General features: G+C 74.2%; 22 protein-coding genes and 1 tRNA gene. 20 read left to right on the forward strand and 3 right to left on the reverse strand.

Annotated elements, in window-relative coordinates; genetic code table 11:
- Positions 1–8: 8 nt before the first annotated feature.
- The 19 genes from Q2K16_RS25865 (at position 9) to Q2K16_RS25955 (ending at position 15286) form a co-directional block, all read left to right on the forward strand.
- Complete coding sequence (locus Q2K16_RS25865; protein WP_302740765.1) at positions 9–632, forward strand: septum formation initiator family protein; 624 nt, start codon at positions 9–11, stop codon at positions 630–632.
- A gap of 34 nt (positions 633–666) precedes the next feature.
- Complete coding sequence (locus tag Q2K16_RS25870; protein ID WP_302746613.1) at positions 667–1230, forward strand: DUF501 domain-containing protein; 564 nt, start codon at positions 667–669, stop codon at positions 1228–1230.
- Positions 1227–1733, forward strand: a complete 507-nt coding sequence (locus Q2K16_RS25875) for an amino-acid N-acetyltransferase (protein ID WP_302740766.1) — start codon at positions 1227–1229, stop codon at positions 1731–1733. Before Q2K16_RS25870 ends, Q2K16_RS25875 begins: the two co-directional genes overlap by 4 nt.
- 49 nt (positions 1734–1782) lie before the next feature.
- Positions 1783–3024: a hypothetical protein gene (locus Q2K16_RS25880; protein WP_302740767.1), complete on the forward strand. Its 1242-nt coding sequence runs from the start codon at positions 1783–1785 to the stop codon at positions 3022–3024.
- Between the two features lie 98 nt (positions 3025–3122).
- On the forward strand, positions 3123–4058 hold the full coding sequence (locus Q2K16_RS25885) for a Ppx/GppA phosphatase family protein (RefSeq protein ID WP_302746614.1): 936 nt from the start codon (positions 3123–3125) through the stop codon (positions 4056–4058).
- 203 nt (positions 4059–4261) lie between these two features.
- Positions 4262–4594 carry a PadR family transcriptional regulator gene (locus Q2K16_RS25890; protein WP_302740768.1) on the forward strand — a complete coding sequence of 111 codons (333 nt, stop codon included), beginning with the start codon at positions 4262–4264 and terminating at the stop codon, positions 4592–4594.
- Positions 4591–5625 (forward strand): HAAS signaling domain-containing protein, encoded by a 1035-nt coding sequence (locus Q2K16_RS25895; RefSeq protein WP_302740769.1) that lies wholly within the window; start codon positions 4591–4593, stop codon positions 5623–5625. The genes Q2K16_RS25890 and Q2K16_RS25895 overlap by 4 nt, the downstream gene beginning before the upstream one ends.
- Before the next feature lie 108 nt (positions 5626–5733).
- Entirely contained in the window at positions 5734–6225 is a 492-nt protein-coding gene (locus Q2K16_RS25900; protein WP_302740770.1) for an LppU/SCO3897 family protein, read from the forward strand.
- Positions 6226–6478: 253 nt separating this feature from the next.
- On the forward strand, positions 6479–7165 hold the full coding sequence (locus Q2K16_RS25905) for a dienelactone hydrolase family protein (protein ID WP_302746615.1): 687 nt from the start codon (positions 6479–6481) through the stop codon (positions 7163–7165).
- On the forward strand, positions 7158–7958 hold the full coding sequence (locus Q2K16_RS25910; RefSeq protein ID WP_368052513.1) for a uracil-DNA glycosylase: 801 nt from the start codon (positions 7158–7160) through the stop codon (positions 7956–7958). The genes Q2K16_RS25905 and Q2K16_RS25910 overlap by 8 nt, the downstream gene beginning before the upstream one ends.
- A 19-nt stretch (positions 7959–7977) precedes the next feature.
- The gene (locus tag Q2K16_RS25915) at positions 7978–8715 is read left to right on the forward strand and encodes a DUF4129 domain-containing protein (RefSeq protein WP_302746617.1); all 738 of its coding nucleotides are present in this window, start codon (positions 7978–7980) and stop codon (positions 8713–8715) included.
- A 34-nt stretch (positions 8716–8749) separates the two neighbouring features.
- Positions 8750–9337, forward strand: coding sequence for a hypothetical protein (locus tag Q2K16_RS25920; protein WP_302740771.1), 588 nt, complete (start codon positions 8750–8752; stop codon positions 9335–9337).
- Positions 9337–10344, forward strand: a complete 1008-nt coding sequence (locus Q2K16_RS25925) for an AAA family ATPase (RefSeq protein WP_302740772.1) — start codon at positions 9337–9339, stop codon at positions 10342–10344. Before Q2K16_RS25920 ends, Q2K16_RS25925 begins: the two co-directional genes overlap by 1 nt.
- 5 nt (positions 10345–10349) lie before the next feature.
- On the forward strand, positions 10350–11714 hold the full coding sequence (locus Q2K16_RS25930; RefSeq protein WP_302740773.1) for a DUF58 domain-containing protein: 1365 nt from the start codon (positions 10350–10352) through the stop codon (positions 11712–11714).
- The gene (locus tag Q2K16_RS25935) at positions 11711–12280 is read left to right on the forward strand and encodes a hypothetical protein (RefSeq protein ID WP_302740774.1); all 570 of its coding nucleotides are present in this window, start codon (positions 11711–11713) and stop codon (positions 12278–12280) included. Before Q2K16_RS25930 ends, Q2K16_RS25935 begins: the two co-directional genes overlap by 4 nt.
- A gap of 92 nt (positions 12281–12372) precedes the next feature.
- The gene (locus Q2K16_RS25940; RefSeq protein ID WP_302740775.1) at positions 12373–13710 is read left to right on the forward strand and encodes an NAD(P)/FAD-dependent oxidoreductase; all 1338 of its coding nucleotides are present in this window, start codon (positions 12373–12375) and stop codon (positions 13708–13710) included.
- A 150-nt stretch (positions 13711–13860) separates the two neighbouring features.
- Positions 13861–13944 (forward strand) — tRNA-Leu (locus Q2K16_RS25945).
- Positions 13945–14052: 108 nt separating this feature from the next.
- Positions 14053–14874 carry a Bax inhibitor-1/YccA family protein gene (locus Q2K16_RS25950; protein WP_088642890.1) on the forward strand — a complete coding sequence of 274 codons (822 nt, stop codon included), beginning with the start codon at positions 14053–14055 and terminating at the stop codon, positions 14872–14874.
- A 91-nt stretch (positions 14875–14965) separates the two neighbouring features.
- Entirely contained in the window at positions 14966–15286 is a 321-nt protein-coding gene (locus Q2K16_RS25955; protein WP_302740776.1) for a hypothetical protein, read from the forward strand.
- A 3-nt stretch (positions 15287–15289) separates the two neighbouring features.
- Here the strand turns inward: Q2K16_RS25955 and Q2K16_RS25960 are convergent, their stop codons facing one another.
- The 3 genes from Q2K16_RS25960 to Q2K16_RS25970 form a co-directional block, all read right to left on the reverse strand.
- Positions 15290–16552, reverse strand: coding sequence for an acetyl-CoA C-acetyltransferase (locus tag Q2K16_RS25960; RefSeq protein ID WP_302740777.1), 1263 nt, complete (start codon positions 16550–16552; stop codon positions 15290–15292).
- A 132-nt stretch (positions 16553–16684) separates the two neighbouring features.
- Positions 16685–17488: an SGNH/GDSL hydrolase family protein gene (locus Q2K16_RS25965; protein ID WP_302740778.1), complete on the reverse strand. Its 804-nt coding sequence runs from the start codon at positions 17486–17488 to the stop codon at positions 16685–16687.
- A gap of 85 nt (positions 17489–17573) precedes the next feature.
- Positions 17574–18623 carry an SGNH/GDSL hydrolase family protein gene (locus Q2K16_RS25970; protein WP_302740779.1) on the reverse strand — a complete coding sequence of 350 codons (1050 nt, stop codon included), beginning with the start codon at positions 18621–18623 and terminating at the stop codon, positions 17574–17576.
- A gap of 181 nt (positions 18624–18804) precedes the next feature.
- Here Q2K16_RS25970 and Q2K16_RS25975 point away from each other — a divergent pair, with 181 nt between their 5' ends.
- Positions 18805–19161: a YkvA family protein gene (locus Q2K16_RS25975; protein ID WP_302740780.1), complete on the forward strand. Its 357-nt coding sequence runs from the start codon at positions 18805–18807 to the stop codon at positions 19159–19161.
- Positions 19162–19179: the final 18 nt, after the last annotated feature.

Genomic DNA, 19179 nt, shown 5'->3' on the forward strand with positions numbered 1-19179 from the left:
GTGTGACGATGCAGCAGCGCCGCACACCGGGTGGCCAACGCCCGGCCCGCCGGCCGACCGGTCGGCCGGGCGGGGCCCGGGGCGCCCGCACGCCGCTGCGCGACGGCGGGGTCCGCGCCGAGACGCGGACCACCGCCGCCCGCTCGCGCGGCGTCGACGGTGTCCGGTCGGCGAACCGCCCGGCGGCGGCCCGCCGGACGGCGGCCGGCGGCACCATCCGGCGGCTCGCCGCACCCCACCCCCGACGGTTCACCGGGCGGGCCACCGTCCTGTTCGCGGTGCTGCTCGCGCTCGCCCTGGCATACACCTACCCGGTCCGGGTCTACCTCGACCAGCAGGTGGACATCGAGCGGATGGAGGCCAGCCAGGCCGCCCAGCGCGAGGAGATCGCCGAGTTGTCCGCCCAGGCGGCGAAGTGGCAGGACCCCGAATACATCAAGATCAAGGCGCGGGAACGGTTCTACATGGTGGCCCCGGGCGAGACCCCGGTGATCGTGCTCAACGACGCCGACGGAGCGGCCCGCGACGCCAACGGCGGCCGGCCGCCGGCCGCACCCAAGGCCCCCGCCCCCTGGTACGACACCCTGTGGTCGAGCGTCCGGGCGGCGAACGGCGAAGCCGCCGACCAGTGAGCAGCACCCGCGTACCGAACGAGAGATGGGCACCGTGACTGTCGTACCACCGCAGGAGCCGGCGGCGGACTCCGTACCCCCGCCGGAGCACCAGCCGGCCACCGAGGCCGACCTGGCCGCGGTGGCCGCGCAGCTCGGACGCCCGCCCCGGGGCACCCGGGCGGTGGCCCACCGCTGCCCGTGCGGCCTGCCCGACGTGGTCGAGACCACCCCCCGGCTCGCCGACGGCACCCCCTTCCCGACGCTGTTCTATCTCACCTGCCCCCGGGCGACGGCGGCGTGCAGCCGGCTGGAGTCGGCCGGGCTGATGAAGGAGATGGCCGAGCGGCTCGCCGAGGACCCGGAGTTGGCCGACAGGTACCGGGCCGCGCACGAGGACTACCTGGCCCGCCGGGCCGCGATCGGCGAGGTGCCGGAGATCGCCGGCATCTCCGCAGGTGGGATGCCCGGCCGGGTGAAGTGCCTGCACGTGCACCTGGGCCACGCGCTCGGTGCCGGCCCGGGGGTCAACCCGTTCGGCGACGAGACGCTCGCCCTGGTGGAGAAGTGGTGGGCGGCCGGGCCCTGCGTGGACGTGCCGACGCCCTGGGTGCGATGACCGACGAGATCGTGGTCCGCCGGGCCCGCACCGGCGACGTACGCGGCATCCGCCGGCTGGTCGACACCTACACCGACGACCGGCGGCTGCTCAGCAAGGCCACCGTCACCCTCTACGAGGACGTGCAGGAGTTCCGGGTCGCGGTGACCGGCGACGGGCGGGTGGTCGGCTGCGGCGCGCTGCACGTGATGTGGGAGGACCTCGCCGAGATCCGTACCGTGGCCGTCGACCCGGCCTGCCGGGGGCGGCGGCTCGGGCACCGGATCGTCACCGAGCTGATCGACGCCGCCCGGGAACTGGGCATCGCCCGGATCTTCGTGCTCACCTTCGAGACGGCGTTCTTCGGCGCGTTCGGGTTCACCGAGATCGACGGTGCCCCGGTGCCGCAGCCCGTCTACGAGCAGCTGCTGCGCTCCTACGACGAGGGCGTCGCCGAGTTCCTCGACCTGGAACGGGTCAAGCCGAACACGCTGGGCAACACCCGGATGCTGCTGCGCCTCTAGCCCGGTCGGCGGGTCCGGTGTCTTGACCCGGCCCGGCACCCTGGGTCGGGTGACGATCCTGCGCCGGTTGGTTGCCCTGCCCGCCGCCCTGGTGACCCTGTTCGCGCTGGTCGGCGTGGCCCGGCTGATCGCACCGGCCACCGGTGGCGTCGACCGCCAGCCGCCCGGGGTGGACAGGCAACTCGACTACCTGCGGGCCGAACTGGACGACGGTGCCGGCGAGGACGCCCAGGCGACGTTCCCGGAGGGCTGGTTCTTCGCCCACGCGCTGTACGGGCTGGCCCGGGTGGAGACCGGCCTGCGGCAACCACCGCAGGGGCGCGACGGGGCGCTGCGGGAGGCCCGGTGGGCGCTGGCCCGGCTGGAGTCCCCGGCCGGCACGGCCCCGTTCAGCCCCGACCTGACCCCGGCGTACGGCGTCTTCCACGCCGGCTGGACGAACTGGCTGCGCGGCGGGGTGCTCGCCCTGCAACCGGCGTCGGGGCGGGACCCGACCGAGGTACGCCGGTTCGCCGAGGCGTCGGCCGCGCTGGCCGCCGCGTTCGACGCCTCGGCCACGCCGTACCTCACCGCCTATCCGGGGCAGGCGTGGCCTGTCGACTCGACGGTGGCGGTGGCCTCGCTGCGGCTGCACGACCACCTGCTGCCGCCCCGGTTCGACCGGACCACGGCACGCTGGCTGGACGGGGTACGCCAGCGGCTCGACCCGCGTACCGGCCTGCTGCCGCACCGGGTCGACCCGGGCACCGGCGCGCCGGCCGAGGTGGCCCGGGGCACCTCGCAGAGCGTCGTCCAGCGGTTCCTGCCGGAGATCGACCCGACCTTCGCCCGCGAGCAGTACCTGCGCTTCCGCACCGGGTTCGTGGTGTCGCCGCTGGGGCTCGGCCCGGCCGTGCGGGAGTACCCGCGCGGTCTGGACGGCCCGGGGGACGTCGACTCGGGGCCGCTGCCGCTCGGGGTGAGCTTCTCCGCCACCGTGGTGACCCTCGGCGCGGCCCAGGTGCAGGGCGACGACGCGCTGGCCGGGGCGCTTGCCAACTACGGCGAACTGGTCGGCTTTCCGTTGGACACCCCGCACACCCGGCGGTACGCCTTCGGCCTGCTCCCGATCGGTGACGCCTTCCTGGCCTGGTCGAAGACCGCCCGCCCGTGGGTCTCCGCACCCGCCGACCCGCCACCGGCGACGGTGGACCCGTGGTGGCGGACGCCGCTGGTGACCCTGCTGGTGCTGCTCGCCGTGCTGGCCTGGGTGCCGTGGCTGCTGCTGCGGCGGCTGGCCCGGCGTCGGTGACCCCCGCCCGTCGGTGCCGGTCGGCGGCTGTGCGTGCGCGGTCGGTGCTGCCGTGGGCGGCCGGCGGCTGCCGTAGGGTTGCAGCCGTGACGACGCGTGTGGCCGCCATCGACTGCGGGACCAACTCCATCCGGCTGCTGGTCGCCGACCTGCCCGACCCGTCGGCCGGGCCGCAGGCCCCGCTTGTCGACCTGGCCCGCCGGATGGAGATCGTCCGGCTGGGTCAGGGCGTCGACCGGACCGGCCGGCTGGCCCCGGAGGCGATCGAACGGACCCGGGTGGCGCTGGCCGGGTACGCCGCCGAGATCGACAAGCTGGACGTCGACCGGGTGCGGATGTGCGCCACCTCGGCGTCCCGGGACGCCAGCAACGCGGCCGACTTCCGGGCCATGGTCGAGCAGACCCTCGGGGTCGCGCCCGAGGTGGTCAGCGGCGACGAGGAGGCCCGGCTGTCGTTCACCGGCGCGGTCCGCGGGCTGCCCGCCGACGCGGAGCCGCCGTACCTGGTGGTCGACATCGGCGGCGGCTCGACCGAGTTCGTGGTGGGCACCCGCGACGGCGGGGTGCAGGCGACGATCTCGGTCGACATCGGCTGCGTCCGGATGACCGAACGGCACCTGCACGGTGACCCGCCGACCGCCGACGAGGTCGCCGCCGCGCAGGCCGACATCGCCGCCGCCGTCGACCGGGCGCTCGCCGTCGTCCCCGGCCGGGAGGCCGCCACGCTGGTCGGGCTCGCCGGTTCGGTCACCACCGTCGTCGCCATCGCCCAGGACCTCCAGGAGTACGACCCCGAGCGCATCCACCACGCCCGGGTGCCGTACGAGCGGGTGGCCGGAGTGACCGCCGACCTGCTGGGGAAGAGCGCCGCGCAGCGGTTGGCGATCCCGGTGATGCACCCGGGCCGGGCGGACGTGATCGGGGCGGGCGCGCTGGTGCTCAAGGTGATCATGGAGCGGGCCGGGATGGCCGCGGTGGTCGCCTCCGAACACGACATCCTCGACGGCATCGCCTGGAGCCAGCAACCCGTCTGACGGTGCCGGTGGGGCCCGCCCGCCGCCTCCGCCTCACCCTCGCGGCCCCGTGATCAAGAAGTTTGCGTCAGCTTCCGCCCGACGGATGACGTAAACCTCTTGATCACCGGGGCGGGGGTGGGGTGATCGACGGGCAGGGCGGGAGTCGGGGCTTGGTGTTGCGTTGTTGACGGTAGTGCGCATTGCACAGTAGCGTGGAGTGCGTGGACACCACACAACTGCTCAAGGGTGTGCTCGATCTGGCCGTGCTGGCCGTGCTGCGGGATGCCGACGGCTACGGCTACGACATCCTCCGCCGGCTCCGCGAGGCCGGCCTGGACGAGGTCGGCGACGCCTCGGTCTACGGCACCCTGCGTCGGCTCTTCGCCGCCGGCCTACTCACCACCTACGTCGTGCCGAGCGAGGCCGGCCCGCACCGCAAGTACTACGCGCTCAACGCCGCCGGCCGTGACCAGCTCACCCGCTCCGGCAAGACCTGGCGCGCGTTCGCCACGACGATGGACCAGCTGCTCGACGATCGGGGGATGGCGGCATGACCGTCACTGGGCAGGAGATAACTGACTACGTCGAGCGGGTGCGGGCCGCGCTGGCCGATCTGCCACCGCAGGTCCGCGAGGAGCTGACCGAGGATCTTCCGGAACACCTCGCCGAGGTCGCCGCCGAGACCGACGGTTCGCTGGTCGACCGGCTCGGCACCCCCGAGGCGTACGCGGCTGAGCTGCGCGCCGCCGCCGGGGCGGGTGACCCGGCGGCCGGCCGGCGGGTCCTGGAACAGCGGATCGCCACCGTGCTGGGGCGGGCCCGCGCCCGGATCGACCGGCTCGACGCCCGGTTCGGCCCCGTGTTCGGCCACGCCACGGCGGGAGAGTTCCTGCGGCTGCTGCGCCCGGCGTGGTGGGTGGCCCGCGCCTACCTGGCCGCGATGCTGGTCACCGGAATCAGCACCCACGGTCCGCTCGGTCTGCTGCCCCGGCTCGACGGCAACGGGTTCGTCGGCCTGCTGATGTTCGTCGGCCTGCTCTACGGCTCCGTCTGGTTGGGTCGGCGCTCCCCCGAGCTGCGATCGTGGCGGCGCTGGGCGTTGCACGCCAGTTCGGCGGTGCTGGCGATGTTCGCGATCGGCGCGGTGGCGAACGTGGACGACCACGCCCGTTCCGGTTACGACTACGGCTACGAGTCGACCTCGGTGGACAACCCGTACGACGAGGTGCAGGACGTCTACGTCTACGACAGCGAGGGGCGGTTGGTGGAGAACGCCCGGCTCTTCGACCAGAACGGCACCCCGATCCGGCTGGGCTGGCCGACCTGCGACGATCCCGCCCTGCCCGACGTCAACCCGGTGCAGCGCGGCTACCCGTACTGCCCGCAGCAGGCGCCGTTCCGGCCGCGCCCGCCGGCCGTCGCCCCGCTGCCGCCCGGCTCCGGCGGGTCACCGTCGCCGACCGGGCCGGCGGTGGTGCCGACGGCCACCGTGTCGGACACCCCCGCACCTACCGGATCGGTGCCGGCGGCGTCGCCGTCGGTGTCCGCCCCGGCGGTCACGCCCGCGCCCACCACCACCGGTTGACCTGTCGTTCCTGGGAAATGGCTGAACGGACGATGGGAGCGGGGCAGCACACGCTGATCTTCGTCGCTACGTTGTCGTCTGCTCATTCACCCCTCGGAAGGAAATTCAGTGTCAGAGCAGGTCGCATCGTCCCCCGCGCCGCAGGCCGAGCAGGTGGCCCAGCCCGAACCGGTCACCCCGGTCCCCGCCGCGCAGCCGGAGGAGCCGAAGGGTGGCGGCGCGAAGAAGGCGCTCGGCATCATCGGCGCGATCGTCGCCTTCCTGGTGATCGCGGCGCTGAAGTTCGGCGTCGCCAGTGCCATCGGCAACCTCCTCAACCCCGACGAGACGGCCGAGGCGAAGGCCGGCGACTGCATCGCCGAACTGCCGGAGGTGACCGGCACGCAGGAGAAGTCGGTGAGCGACGCCAAGGTGGTCACGTGCACCTCGACCGAGGCCGTCTACAACGTGGTCGGCCGGGTGGAGGAGCAGACCGAGGCGCAGGCCAAGACCGGCAAGGCGTGCGAGCAGTACATCAAGGAGGGTGAGGACGGCTACGTCTTCTACAACATCGCCCCGGGCGGCAAGGGCTACCTGCTCTGCCTGACCAAGAAGGCCTGAGCGAGAAGGTCTGACCAAGAAGGCCCGAGCGGGCAGGGCCGGGCACGGACGGCCCGACCGGACGACGATCCGCCGACGGCGGCGCGGCAATCCCGCGCCGCCGTCGGCGTGTTGCACGCCACCGTCAGGTAACCGCGAGGTATATGCCACTGTTCCGGCATCTTCCCGGCACGCGTACGGCGTGGCAGGCTACCGACACGTAGGAACGCCCTGCGACCAGCCAACGATGACTGACCGACAGGAGGACGGGCCGATGGGCGAGATGGTGCGTTACCGCCGCGACGCGGGGACCGGCGAAGGGTATCTCGCGATACCGTCCAGCGGCACGGCCAGCCCGGCGGTCATCGTCATCCAGGACTGGTGGGGTCTCGTCCCGCACATCCGTTCGGTGGTGGACAGGTTCGCCGACGCCGGCTTCGTCGCGCTGGCCCCCGACTTCCGGCACGGCCAGCCCGCCAGCAAGCCGAGCGAGCCCCGGCAGATGCTCAACAGCGTCCAGATGGACGAGGCGGCGGCCGACATCGCCGTGGCGGCGGAGTACCTCGCCGGCCGGGCCGAGGTGACCGGCAAGGTGGGCTGCGCCGGCTTCTGCGCCGGGGCCAGCCTGGCGTTGTGGGCGGCCACCCGGGCCGAGCGGATCGTCGCCACCGCCGCCTTCTACCCCCGGCTGCCGTGGGACGGGATGCCCACCGAGTGGGCCGACTACGCGGGCAAGGCGGCGGTCGTGCACTGCTCCGAGGCCGACGGGCTGTCCGCCGCCGACGGCGTACAGACGGTGCGTCGGGCCGTCGAGAACGCCGGGGGCACCTGCCAGACGTACGACTACCCGGGCACCGCGCACGCGTTCTTCAACGAGGACCGGCCGGAGAACTTCGACCAGCGGGCCGCCGCCACCGCCTGGGCCCGCACCCTCGAACTGTTCCGGGCCAAGCTTGGCTGAGTCCCGTACCCCCGCCGAGGTGGTCGCCCGCGCCGCGCGGGCGACCGACCTGGCCGACCTCGACGCCGCGGTCAGCGACTGTTTCGCCTGCCCGCGCCTGGTCGACTGGCGGGAGGAGGTCGCCCGGACGAAACGGGCCGCGTTCCGCGACCAGGACTACTGGGGCCGCCCGGTGCCCGGCTTCGGCGCGCCTGACAACCGCACCGGGCGCGGCGGCGCGGGCCCACCGGCCACCCCACCCGGCCCGGTGTCCGACGCCCGGATGGGCATCCTCGGCCTGGCCCCGGCCGCGCACGGCGGCAACCGGACCGGACGGGTCTTCACCGGCGACCGCTCCGGCGACGTGCTCTTCGCCGCCCTGCACCGCGCCGGGCTGGCCAACCAGCCCACCAGCGTCGCCGCCGACGACGGCCTCACCCTCACCGGCGTCCGGATCTTCGCCGCCGTGCGCTGCGCCCCGCCGGACAACAAGCCCACCCCGGCCGAGCGGGACACCTGCGCCCCCTGGGTGCACCGGGAGGTGTCGCTGATCCGACCCACCCTGCGGGTGGTCGTCGCCCTGGGCGCGTTCGCCTGGGCCGCGTGGTGGCCGGTGCTACGCCAGGTGTACGGCGTCCGGCCGCCCAGCCCGCGACCGGTCTTCGGCCATGGGGCACACTGGTCCGGGTCGGCCGTTCCCGATCTGCTCGGTTGCTACCACGTCAGCCAGCAGAACACCTTCACCGGGCGGTTGACCACACAGATGCTGGACGATGTGTTCGCCCGGGCGAAACAGCTCGCGGGGGCGGACTGAGCAGCGTGGGGCGGTGGCGATGGACCTCGGCGTACTGCGCAGATGGTGGCCCGTCGCCCTGGTGACGCTGCTGCTGCTCGCCGCCGCGCTCGCCGCCGGGCACTCGTCGATCGGGGCCAGTCGCATCCCGCCGGCCGCCGACAACATCCCCTACGTGCCGGACTACCCCTCCGCCGAACCGGCCCGGTCGATCCCGGTCGAGCCGCGTACCGAGGCCGCGCAGACCCGGCCGAGCGTCCCGCAGTGGATCGCCACGGCGGCGATCGTGCTGCTCGCCACGGCGATCCTGGCCGCCCTGGGCTACCTGGCCTTCACCCTGCTGCGCGGCGCGCTGCGCCGGACCACCCGGGCGGTCCCCGTGGCGCGGGCCCGGCGTACCGCCGAGGGCACCGCGCGGGAGGTGGTGGCCGCGCTCGACGCCGGCCTGGAGGAACTGGACGACGCCGACACCGACCCGCGTACCGCAGTCATCGCCTGCTGGGTACGGCTGGAGGAGGCCGCCACCGAGGCCGGCGTGCCACGGCGGACCGGGGACACCCCGACCGACCTGGTGACCCGGCTGCTGCGCGGCGACCCGGCGGCCGGGGTGCCCGCCATCGCCAGCGCCGACGTGCTGGACGGCTTCGCCCACGTCTACCGCGAGGCCCGCTACGCCACCCGGGCCGTCGACGCCCGGATGCGGGACCAGGCCCGGGGGGCGCTGCGCCGGCTGCGCGGCGAACTCACCGCCCTGGCCGACCCGCAGGTGCCGGCGTGACCGCCCGCCGCACCGCACCCGGTGAGGTGCCGGGATGAGCGAGTCGACAGGCCTGGACGACCTGTTCTCCTTCGAGGAGGAACCGCCGCCCCGCACCGGCCGGACCCGGGGTGGACACGCCCGGCAGGCGTTCCGGCTGCTGCTGACCGCCGCCGGGGTGACCGCCGTGGTCCTGGTCGGGCTGCGCGCGGTAGGCCTGCGACTGTCGCTCGGCATCGTGGTGGCCGGGGTGCTGGCGGTGCTCGTCGTCCGCCGGGTCACCGCCGCGCTGGCCCCGCCGCCCCCGCCCCGGGGCGGTGCCCGCGCCCCCGCCGGCGAGGAGCCGGGCACCTACAACTGGGCGGCCCGGGACGCGCTGCGGGCCGCCATCAACGGCTGGGAACGCCCGCTGGACTGGTCCTCGGGCAACCAGGAACGGTTCACCGACCGCATCCTGCCCCGCCTCGGCGAGTTGGCCGACGAGCGGCTGCGCCAACGCCACGGCCTGACCCGGGAATCCGACCCGACCCGGGCCCGGGCCCTGCTCGGGGAGCCGCTGTGGAGTTTCCTCGACACCCCCTCCCGCCGTCCCCCGTCGCCGCGCGACCTCGCGGCGATCGTCGCCGAACTGGAGAAGATCTGATGAACGACGTGGACCGCAGCATTCCCGCCACGGAGGTCGGCCACCTGGCGCGGGCGGTGCTGGACGCGGTCGGCACGGTCGTGGTGGGCAAGCGGGAGGCCCTGGAACTGGTGCTCGCCGGCATCCTGGCCGGCGGGCACGTGCTGCTGGAGGACCTGCCGGGGCTGGGCAAGACGCTGACCGCGCGGTCCTTCGCCCAGGCCCTCGGGCTGGACTTCCGCCGACTCCAGTTCACCCCCGACCTGCTGCCCGCCGACGTCACCGGCTCGTTCCTCTACGACCAGCGCAGCGGCGACTTCTCCTTCCGGGCCGGCCCGCTCTTCACCAACCTGCTGCTCGCCGACGAGATCAACCGGACGCCGCCGAAGACCCAGTCGGCGCTGCTGGAGGCGATGCAGGAGAAGCAGGTCTCCGTCGAGGGCGTCACCTACCGGCTCGACGAGCCGTTCCACGTCCTGGCCACCGCCAACCCCATCGAGTACGAGGGGACGTACCCGCTGCCGGAGGCGCAGCTCGACCGGTTCCTGCTGCGGGTGTCGTTCGGCTACCCGCAGCGCGACGAGGAGTGGGAGGTGCTGCGTCGCCGGATGGACCGCCGTCGCGAGGAGGCGCAGATCGAGCCGGTGGTCGACGCCGGCACCCTGCGGGCGATGCAGGCCGCGCTGGAGGACGTGGTGGTCGAGGACTCCGTCGGCAAGTACATAGTGGACCTCACCGCGGCCACCCGGGAACACCCGTCGGTGCTGGTCGGGGCGTCCCCCCGGGGTTCGCTGGCGCTGCTGCTGCTGGCCCGGGTCCGGGCCGTCCTCGCCGGCCGCGACTACGTGGTGCCGGAGGACGTCAAGGAGGTGGCGGCCCCGGCGTTGGCGCACCGGATCACGTTGCGTCCGGAGATGTGGCTGCGCCGGGTCGACCCGTCGTTCGTGGTCGGCGAGGTGCTGGAGCAGACCCCGGCCCCGGCCAGCGGCGCGCTGCCCAGTTACGCGGCCGGCCAGGCCGGGCGCTGATCGTCGTGCCTGACCGTCAGGAGCCGACGCCGGGCTGGTCGCCCACCTGGGCGCTCGGCCGGGCGGTGCTGCTCACCGGGCTGCTGCTGATCGCCGGGGTGCTGCTCGGCCGGGTCGACCTGGTCGTGCTGGCGACCCCGTTCGCGCTCGGCACCGCGTACGCGCTGCGCCGCCGGCCCACCGCCGTCCCGCAGTTGGAGATCACCGCCGGGGACGCCCAACTGGTCGAGGGGGGCGAACTGGCCGGCGCGGTGGTGGTGGGCAACCCGGACACCGTGCCGTACGACGTGGTGGTGGTCCGGACCCGGATCTCGCCGTGGCTGTCGGTGCGCCGGGCCGGCTTCGGCGGGATCGGCCTGGACGTCAGCCGCGCCGGCGGGGCCGACCGCCCGTTCGTCGCCGCGCTGTCCCGGGGCACCGCCGTCGACCTGGAACTGACCGGCACCGCGCTGCGTTGGGGGCGGCACCCGATCGGGCCGGCCGGTGCCCGCGCCGCCGCCGCCGACGGGCTGCTGGTCTCCCGCGCGGTGCTCGCCGAACCGGTGCGGATGCGGGTGTACCCGAAGACCGAACCGTTCGAGGCGGTGGAGGCGATGCCCCGGGCCGCCGGGCTGGTCGGCGCGCACCACTCGCGGCGGCCGGGGGAGGGCGGCGAACTGGCCGGGGTACGCGTCTTCGGGCCGGGGGACCGGTTGCGCCGGATCGACTGGCGGGTGTCGCTGCGGACCCGGCAGTTGCACGTGGCGTCGACCCTGTCCGACCGGGACGCCGAGGTGGTCGTCCTGCTCGACGTGCTGGCCGAGGCGGGGCGGTCCGGCGGGGTCGCCGGGGCGGCGTCCGTGTTGGACACCACGGTCCGGGCCGCCGCCGCGATCGCCGAGCACTACCTGCACCGGGGCGACCGGGTGGCCCTGCTGGAGTACGGTCCGGCGGCCCGTCGGCTGCGTCCCGCCACCGGACGCCGGCAGTACCTGACCGTGCTGGAGTGGCTGCTCGACGTGCACGCCGAGTCCTCCCCGCACGAGCCGTACGACCAGGTCTTCGGCCCGCAGGTGCTCTCCGCCGACGCGCTGGTGGTGGTGCTCACCCCGCTGCTCGACGAGCGGTCCGCGCAGATGCTGGCCCGGCTGGCCCGGGGCGGCCGGTTCGTGGTGGCGGTGGACACCCTGCCGACCGATCTCGCCCCGCCCGGTGACCGGGGCTGGGCGCCGGTGGCGTACCGGTTGTGGCGGCTGGACCGGGACACGATGATCACGCAACTGCGGGAGCACGGCGTGCCGGTGGTGGGGTGGGCGGGCGCGGGCAGCCTGGATCAGGTGCTGCGCGACGTCGCCCGGTTGGCGACCGCACCCCGGGTGGGTGGCCGGTGAGCCCGGTCGACGCGGCCCGGGAACGGGTCCGGGCGGCGCGCACGGCGGTGCGCCGGGTCGCCCTGCTGCCGTTGCTGGTGCGTGGTCTGGTCTTCCTGGTGGTGTTGGCCGGGCTGCTGCTGGCGTACCCGGTGGAGCTGTTCCAGGCCCGGTCGCTGCTCGCGCTGACGGTGGTGGCCCTGCTGCCGGCGGTGGCTCCGCGCCGGATCTGGCCGACCTTCGCCGCGCTGGTCACGATGGGCGGTTGGGTGTTCGCGTCGGCCGGTTACGACCGGCCGATCACGTTGTGGCGGTTGCTGGCGGTGGCGACCCTGCTCTACCTCGGACACACCCTCTGCGCCCTGCTGGCCGTGCTGCCCTACGACGGGGCGATCGACCCGGACGTCGTGCTGCGCTGGCTCACCCGGGCCGCCGCGGTGGTGCTGGCGTCGGCGGTGATCGGGGTGCTGCTGACCCGCTCGGGGCAACTCGGCCCGGATGACGGTTTCCAGGTCGCCACCGTGGTGGGGCTGCTGGTGGCGGTGGGTCTGACCGGGTTGCTGGGCTGGCTGCTGCGTCGCAGATAGCGCGACGTTGTGCAGCTCACAGGTGTTGTGCTCCGTCACAGATGGGGGTCTCGCGGGGTATTACCGGAGCCGCCCGGGGAAAGATGGATGACGTGAATCCGAAGCGGATCCTTGTCGTGGGTGCCGGGCACGTGGGCCTGTACGCCGCTCTGCGCCTGTCCAAGAAGCTGAGCTCCCGTGAGGCCGAGGTCGTCGTGGTCGACCCGCAGCCGCACATGACGTACCAGCCGTTCCTGCCCGAGGCGGCGGCCGGCAACATCTCTCCCCGGCACTCCGTGGTGCCGCTGCGGCGCGAGCTGCGGCGGTGCAAGGTCGTCGCGGGCACGGTGACCCGGATCGACCACAGCCGCAGGACCGCCGTGGTGCAGCCGATCTCCGGCCCGCCCCGGGAGATCGCCTACGACCACGTGGTGGTGGCCCCCGGCTCGGTGTCCCGCACCCTGCCGATCCCCGGCCTGCACGAGCACGGGATCGGGTTCAAGACCATCGGCGAGGCCATCTACCTGCGCAACCACGTGCTGGACCGGCTCGACGTGGCCGCCGCCACGCCGGATGCCGACGTCCGCCGCTCCGCGTTGACCTTCACCTTCGTCGGCGGCGGCTACGCCGGCATCGAGGCGTTGGCCGAGATGGAGGACATGGCCCGGGACGCGCTGCGCTACTACCCCGAGCTGAAGCCGGACGACATGCGCTGGGTGCTGGTCGAGGCGACCCAGCGGGTGCTGCCCGAGGTCGACCGGGACATGGGCGCGTACACGGTGCAGCAGTTGCTGAAGCGGAACATGGACATCCGGCTGGACACCCGGCTGGAGTCCTGCATCGACGGTGTGGTCAAGCTCTCCGACGGCGACAGCTTCCGCTCCGACACCATCGTCTGGACGGCCGGCGTGAAGCCGTCGCCGATGCTGGACCGCACCGACTTCCCCCGCGACGAGCGGCGTCGGGTCACCTGCCTGCCCACCCTCCAGGTCGTCGACGGCGACCGGGTGGTGGAGGGGGCGTGGAGCGCCGGCGACTGCGCCGCCGTACCGGACCTCACCAAGGAACCGGGCAACTACTGCTCGCCGAGCGCCCAGCACGCCGTGCGGCAGGCCGCCCGGATGGCCGACAACATCGCGCTCGTGGTGCGGGGCCGGGAGCCTGTCGACTACAAGCACAAGCACGCCGGCAGCGTCGCCAGCCTCGGCCTGCACAAGGGCGTCGCCCAGGTGTACGGCATCAAGATGAAGGGCTGGCCGGCCTGGTTCATGCACCGGACGTACCACATGAGCCGGATCCCGTCGTTCAACCGCAAGGTCCGGGTCGTGGTGGACTGGTCGCTCGCCTTCTTCCTCAAGCGTGAGGTGGTCGCGCTCGGCCAGCTGCACGACCCGCGCGAGGAGTTCGCCGAGGCGTCGCAGCCGATCCCGATCACCAGCAGGGCGGCCTGACCGCCGCTACGAACCGCCTGTCGCCCCCGCCCGCTCCCGGGCGGGGGCGACAGGCGTTCGCCGTCCGGCACGGGCGGACAGGGTACGCCGGGGCGACGCGGAACGGCTACCGTGAGACTGCACAGTCGCGCATCGACGTGACGCGCCCCCGCCCGGGTGGTGGAACGGCAGACACGGCCGCCTTAAAAGCGGCTGCCGCAAGGCGTGCGGGTTCGAGACCCGCCCCGGGCACCACACTCTCAGCTTTCCCACAGCCTCCCGACCGGCGACGGTCGGGCCCCGCCGTTTACCCTGGAAGGGCACGTTTGCGTGCGACTGACCCCCTGAGGGAGGCCTGAGACAGTGAAGACCTCGAACCCGGTGCTCGCCCGGCTCGGCCAGGCGGCCGAGCGGGAGCGTTCCGCCGGGTACGCCCAGCCCGGGCCGTACGGTTACGGACAGCCCGGTATTCCACAGCAGTACCCGGGCCAGCCGGGCTCCCCGGTCGCCCCGACGGTGTCCGGCACGATGACCGTCGACGACGTCGTCGTCAAGACCGTCGCGCTCCTGGCCATCCTCGGCGTCTCCGCCGCCGCCGCCTGGATCGTGGTGCCGGATTCGGTGCTCGGCGTCGCCTGGATCGGCGCCGCGATGGTCGGCCTGGTCCTCGGCCTGATCATCTCGTTCTCCCGGGTCGCCAACCCGGCCCTGGTCGTCGCGTACGCGATCGTCGAGGGCGCGTTCGTCGGCCTGGTCAGCAAGGTCTACGAGACGGCCTACCAGGGCATCGTGCTCCAGGCCGTGGTCGCCACCTTCGGCGTCTTCTTCGTGATGACGATGCTCTACAAGGCGCGCGTCATCCGGGCCACCCCCAAGTTCGTCAAGGGCATGATCGCCGTGATGGCCGGCCTGTTCGCCGTCATGCTGATCAACCTGGTGCTCGCGCTGTTCGGCGTGAACACCGGCCTGCGCGACGGCAGCCCGCTGGCCATCGGGTTCAGCCTGGTCTGCATCGTGGTCGCCTCGCTGAGCTTCGTGCTCAGCTTCAAGGAGGTCGAGGACGGCGTCCGGATGGGGCTGCCGGCCCGCTACTCCTGGACGGCCGCGTTCGGCATCGTGGTGAGCCTGGTCTGGCTCTACCTGGAGATGCTCCGCCTGATCAGCTACTTCCAGGGCGACGACTGACGGTTCTCGCACCCGACGCCCGCCGCCGCGACCCCGCGGCGGCGGGCGTCGTCGTCTCCGCAGGCGGCCGGGGTGGCTAGACTCGCCGACGATGAGCGCAGCGGAGTTGGACCGGGCGGTGACGTCGCTGGTCCGTCAGGTGGGCCACTGGCAGCAGCCGCGCTGGGCGGCGGTCGCCGCGGGCGGCAACGTGTCCCGGGCCGACCTGGTGCACAAGCTGGTGCAGGAGATCGCCGACCTGGCGGCCGACGCCGAGGGCGGACCGCGGCGGGACGTACCCCGGTTGGCGCATCCGATGGCGCTGCCCGACCAGCTCCGGGTGGTCGCGGCGGACCTGGTGGCCGCCGGCCCGCCCGAGGCGGTGCTGGCCGGGGCCGCCGCCCTGGTGGCGGCGACCCGCGGCGCGCTGTAGGGCTCAGCTGAGCCGTTCGAGCACCATCGCCATGCCCTGACCGCCACCGACACACATGGTCTCCAGGCCGATCGTCGCGTCGTGCCACTGGAGGGCGTTGAGCAGGGTGCCGGTGATCCGGGCACCGGTCATCCCGAACGGGTGGCCGACGGCGATCGCCCCACCCATCACGTTGACCTTCTCCTCCGGGACGCCGAGCTGCCGGTACGACGGGATCACCTGGGCGGCGAACGCCTCGTTGATCTCGACCAGGTCGACGTCGTCGACGGTCATCCCGGCCCGACGCAGCGCCTGCCGGGACGCCTCGACCGGGCCGAGGCCCATGATCTCCGGCGACAGGGCGGTGACGCCGGTGGAGACGATCCGGGCCAGCGGGGTCAGCCCCAGCTCGTCGGCCCGCTGGGCGCTCATCACCACCACGGCGGCGGCACCGTCGTTGAGCGGGCAGCAGTTGCCGGCGGTGATCCGGCCGTCCGGGCGGAACACCGGTTTCAGCCCGGCCACCGCCTCCGGGGTGACCCCGGCGCGCGGCCCGTCGTCGGTGTCGACCACGCTGCCGTCGGGGGTGGTGACCGGGGTGATCTCGCGGGCCCAGAAGCCGTCGGCGATGGCCTTCTCGGCGAGGTTCTGGCTGCGGACGCCGAACGCGTCCATCTCCTCCCGGGTGATGTCGTACACCTGGGCCAGGTTCTCCGCCGTCTGCCCCATCGCCAGGTAGATGTCGGGGAGCTGACCGGCCTCGCGCGGGTCGGTCCACACCTCGGCGTCGCCCTGCGCGCGGGCCGCCGACCGCTGCTGCGCCCCGGCGAAGCGCGGGTTCTCCCAACCGCCGCCGACGAGCGCCTGCGCCTCGGGCGGGAGGGTGTCGGAGTTGCCCCGGGCGTACCGGGAGACCATCTCGACCCCGGCGGAGACGAAGACGTCGCCCTCCCCGGCCCGGATCGCGTGCATCGCCATCCGGGTGGTCTGCAACGACGACGCGCAGTAGCGGGTCAGCGTGGCCCCGGGCAGCCCGTCCAGGCCCATCAGGGTGGCGACCACCCGGGCCAGGTTGAAGCCCTGCTCGCCGCCGGGCAGCCCGCACCCGACGTAGAGGTCGTCGATGGTGGTGGGGTCGAGCCCGGGGACCTTGTCCAGCGCGGCCTGGACGATGGTGGCGGCGAGGTCGTCCGGGCGGACCTCACGCAGGGAACCCTTGAACGCGCGGCCGATGGGGGACCGGGCGGTGGCGACGATGACGGCGTCGCGGGACGACTCAATCGGCATGAACCAACGTTAACTTGACGGAAACTTGACGCGGAAGGACGCCGACCAGCGGGAAATGTCACCCGTGCCGGCCGGCCGGACCCGCCCGCCGGCCGCGACACGGCGCAGCAGGCGGAAAGTGATCGACGTCGGTCAGTGTCGGGAGGCGACGTTCGCGGCGGCGACGACCGCCGGCAACAGGGCGTGCGCCCAGACCCGGTAACCGTCGGCGGACGGGTGGAAGCCGTCGTGGCAGAGCGTCCCGGCGTCGGCCCGGAACACCGGCCCGGTCTCCGTGCCCAGGTCGACGACCGTGCCGCCGGCCTCCAACACGGCCGCGGTCTGCGCCCGCGCGACCCGCCGGCCCGACCAGCCGATCACCTGCCGCAGCGGCGGGGCCACCGCGCGCACCGCGCCCAGGTCCGGGCAGGTGCCGACGACGACCTCGACCCGGGCCTCCCGCAGCCGGCGCACCGCCGAGGCGAGGTAGGCCGCCGCCTCCGCCGGCCGCCGCATGGCCGTGGCGTCGTTCGCCCCGATCAGCACCACCGCGACGTCCGGCCGGTCACCCAGCAGCGCCCGGGCCACCTGGGTCGCCAGGTCGGTGGAGCGGGACCCGGAGACCCCGACGCTGGACAGGTGCACCCGCCGCCCGGCCGGCCCCTCGGTCAGCAGGTGGGCGAGCTGACCGCCGACCGTCTCGTCGAAGCGGGCCACCCCGACGCCGAGCGCCGAGGAGTCACCGAGCAGCACCAGCCGCAGCAGCGGGGCGCCGACCCGGCCGACCGTGGCCCGCAGCGCCAGCCCCAGCTCCGGCTGGGCGTAGTCGCGGTTACGGGCCGCCACCGCCTGACCGGCCAGCACCGCCGCACCACCGATCGTCCCGGCGACCAGGGAGACCGCCGCGGCCTTGCCGAGCCGTACGGCCAGCTCGCCGCCGAGGGAGCGGCCCGTCACGGTGTCACCGCCCGGGGGCCCACGGCGGTGGTGACCGGCCCGGCGGGGCATCTGCGGCACCCGGTGGTTCGCTCGCTGCGCTCGCTCATGCCAGTCCCTCCAGTTGGGGTGAGTCGGCGGCGGTGCCGGGTTGCGGCACCGGGGCGACGCCGAAGAATGCCCGCCGCCGCAGCTGCGCCCAGCGACCGGCCGGGCCGTGGTCCCGGCCCCGGACCTGCGTGCCGCTGACCTCCGTGCCGGCGTTGCGGGCGGCCTCGTGGGCGGCCCGGGGGAGCGACCGTACGCCCTCGCCCGGAGCCAGCGTCGGCCGACGCTCCCCGCTCCCGAGCGCCGACAGCACGGTCGGCAGGAGCGCGGCGGCGGCCATCGCGTAGCCCTCGGCGGAGGGGTGGAACCGGTCCCAGGCGAACATCCGGGTCGGCTCGGCGGCGAACCGGGGGCCGAGCAGGTCACCGAGGGAGACCGTCCAACCGCCCGCCTCGACCACCGCGACGGTCTGGGCGGTGGCGAGCTGCCGGCTCCACCGCCGGGCCAGCCAGCGCAACGGGGGCTGGATCGGCCGGATCGCCCCCAGGTCGGGGCAGGTCCCGACGACCACCTCACAACCGGCGGCGCGCAGCGTGCGGACCGCGTCGACCAGGTGGCGGACGGCGACGGGGTACGGCGTGCGGTTGGTGATGTCGTTGCCGCCGACCAGGATCACCGCGACGTCCGGTGCGCAGTCCAGGGCCGCCTCGACCTGCGGGCGCAGCCCGGCGGAGAGCGCGCCGACCACGGCGAAGCGGTGCACCCGTACGGCCCGGTGCAGCCGCCGGGACAGCCCGGTGGCCAGCAGCGCGCCCAGGGTCTCGCGTCGCCGCGCCGCCCCGTAGCTGGCGGCGGAGGAGTCACCGAGGATCACCATGGTCAGCGGCGGGCCGGGGATCTTGGCGCCGTAGACGCCGTCGCATCGCGGGGGCGGGGCCTCCGCCATCGGAATGGTGCGTCGGGCCTGCCGGGCCTGCCCGAGCAGCACGCCGCCGGTCGCGGCGACGGCCGCCGCGGTGGCACCCGTGCCGATCGCCGCCAGCCGGACCACCTGCCGGGCGCGGTGCCAGCGCGGACCGACCGGTACGACGGAACCTGCCACCCCCATACAGCGACATTATCGCGCCGCAGCGTCACCCCGCCTCCGTCAGGACGGCCGGTTTTCGGGCTGGGCGGCGACGGTTCTGGGTACCTGGTCGGGTGGCGGGGTCACCCGTGAGCGCCCCGCCGCAGGTGGCGACGGCTTGCGCGGGCCAGTCACGCTGGTCGGTGGAGAGGGGCTGGATGAGATGGGTAGGACATTGAAGCGCACCGCGGCCTTCACGGCGCTGGCCCGGTCGCTGGCGGCCGGCGCCCGGGGCGGTCCGTCGTTGGGCACCCGGCTGGCGGCGCTGCCCCGGATGATCCGGGCCACCGCCCGGGGCGAGTACGACGGCGGCCTCCGGCTGGCGATGATGACGGCGGCGACGGTCTACGTCGTGTCGCCTGTCGACCTGGTCCCGGAGCTGTTCCTGACCGTCCTCGGTCTGGTGGACGACGCGGTCATGGTCACCTGGTTGGCCGGCAGCGTGCTGTCGGAGACCGAGCGTTTCCTGGAGTGGGAGGCCCGCCGGGCCTCCGTCATCCCCGGTCATGTGGCGCTCTGAGGGCACGTACGCTGAGCG

This window comes from Micromonospora cynarisoli, assembly GCF_030518815.1.
GTDB classification, from domain to species: Bacteria; Actinomycetota; Actinomycetes; order Mycobacteriales; family Micromonosporaceae; genus Micromonospora; species Micromonospora wenchangensis.

What these genes read in the sequence shown, in the direction of transcription:
- Q2K16_RS25975 (WP_302740780.1), top strand. Translation starts at nt 18,805, where the DNA reads ATGGGTAGGACATTGAAGCGCACCGCGGCCTTCACGGCGCTGGCCCGG.
- Q2K16_RS25915 (WP_302746617.1), top strand. Translation starts at nt 7,978, where the DNA reads ATGGACCTCGGCGTACTGCGCAGATGGTGGCCCGTCGCCCTGGTGACG.
- Q2K16_RS25865 (WP_302740765.1), top strand. Translation starts at nt 9, where the DNA reads ATGCAGCAGCGCCGCACACCGGGTGGCCAACGCCCGGCCCGCCGGCCG.
- Q2K16_RS25970 (WP_302740779.1), bottom strand. Translation starts at nt 18,623, where the DNA reads ATGGGGGTGGCAGGTTCCGTCGTACCGGTCGGTCCGCGCTGGCACCGC.
- Q2K16_RS25895 (WP_302740769.1), top strand. Translation starts at nt 4,591, where the DNA reads ATGACCGTCACTGGGCAGGAGATAACTGACTACGTCGAGCGGGTGCGG.
- Q2K16_RS25905 (WP_302746615.1), top strand. Translation starts at nt 6,479, where the DNA reads ATGGGCGAGATGGTGCGTTACCGCCGCGACGCGGGGACCGGCGAAGGG.
- Q2K16_RS25925 (WP_302740772.1), top strand. Translation starts at nt 9,337, where the DNA reads ATGAACGACGTGGACCGCAGCATTCCCGCCACGGAGGTCGGCCACCTG.
- Q2K16_RS25960 (WP_302740777.1), bottom strand. Translation starts at nt 16,552, where the DNA reads ATGCCGATTGAGTCGTCCCGCGACGCCGTCATCGTCGCCACCGCCCGG.
- Q2K16_RS25875 (WP_302740766.1), top strand. Translation starts at nt 1,227, where the DNA reads ATGACCGACGAGATCGTGGTCCGCCGGGCCCGCACCGGCGACGTACGC.
- Q2K16_RS25955 (WP_302740776.1), top strand. Translation starts at nt 14,966, where the DNA reads ATGAGCGCAGCGGAGTTGGACCGGGCGGTGACGTCGCTGGTCCGTCAG.
- Q2K16_RS25920 (WP_302740771.1), top strand. Translation starts at nt 8,750, where the DNA reads ATGAGCGAGTCGACAGGCCTGGACGACCTGTTCTCCTTCGAGGAGGAA.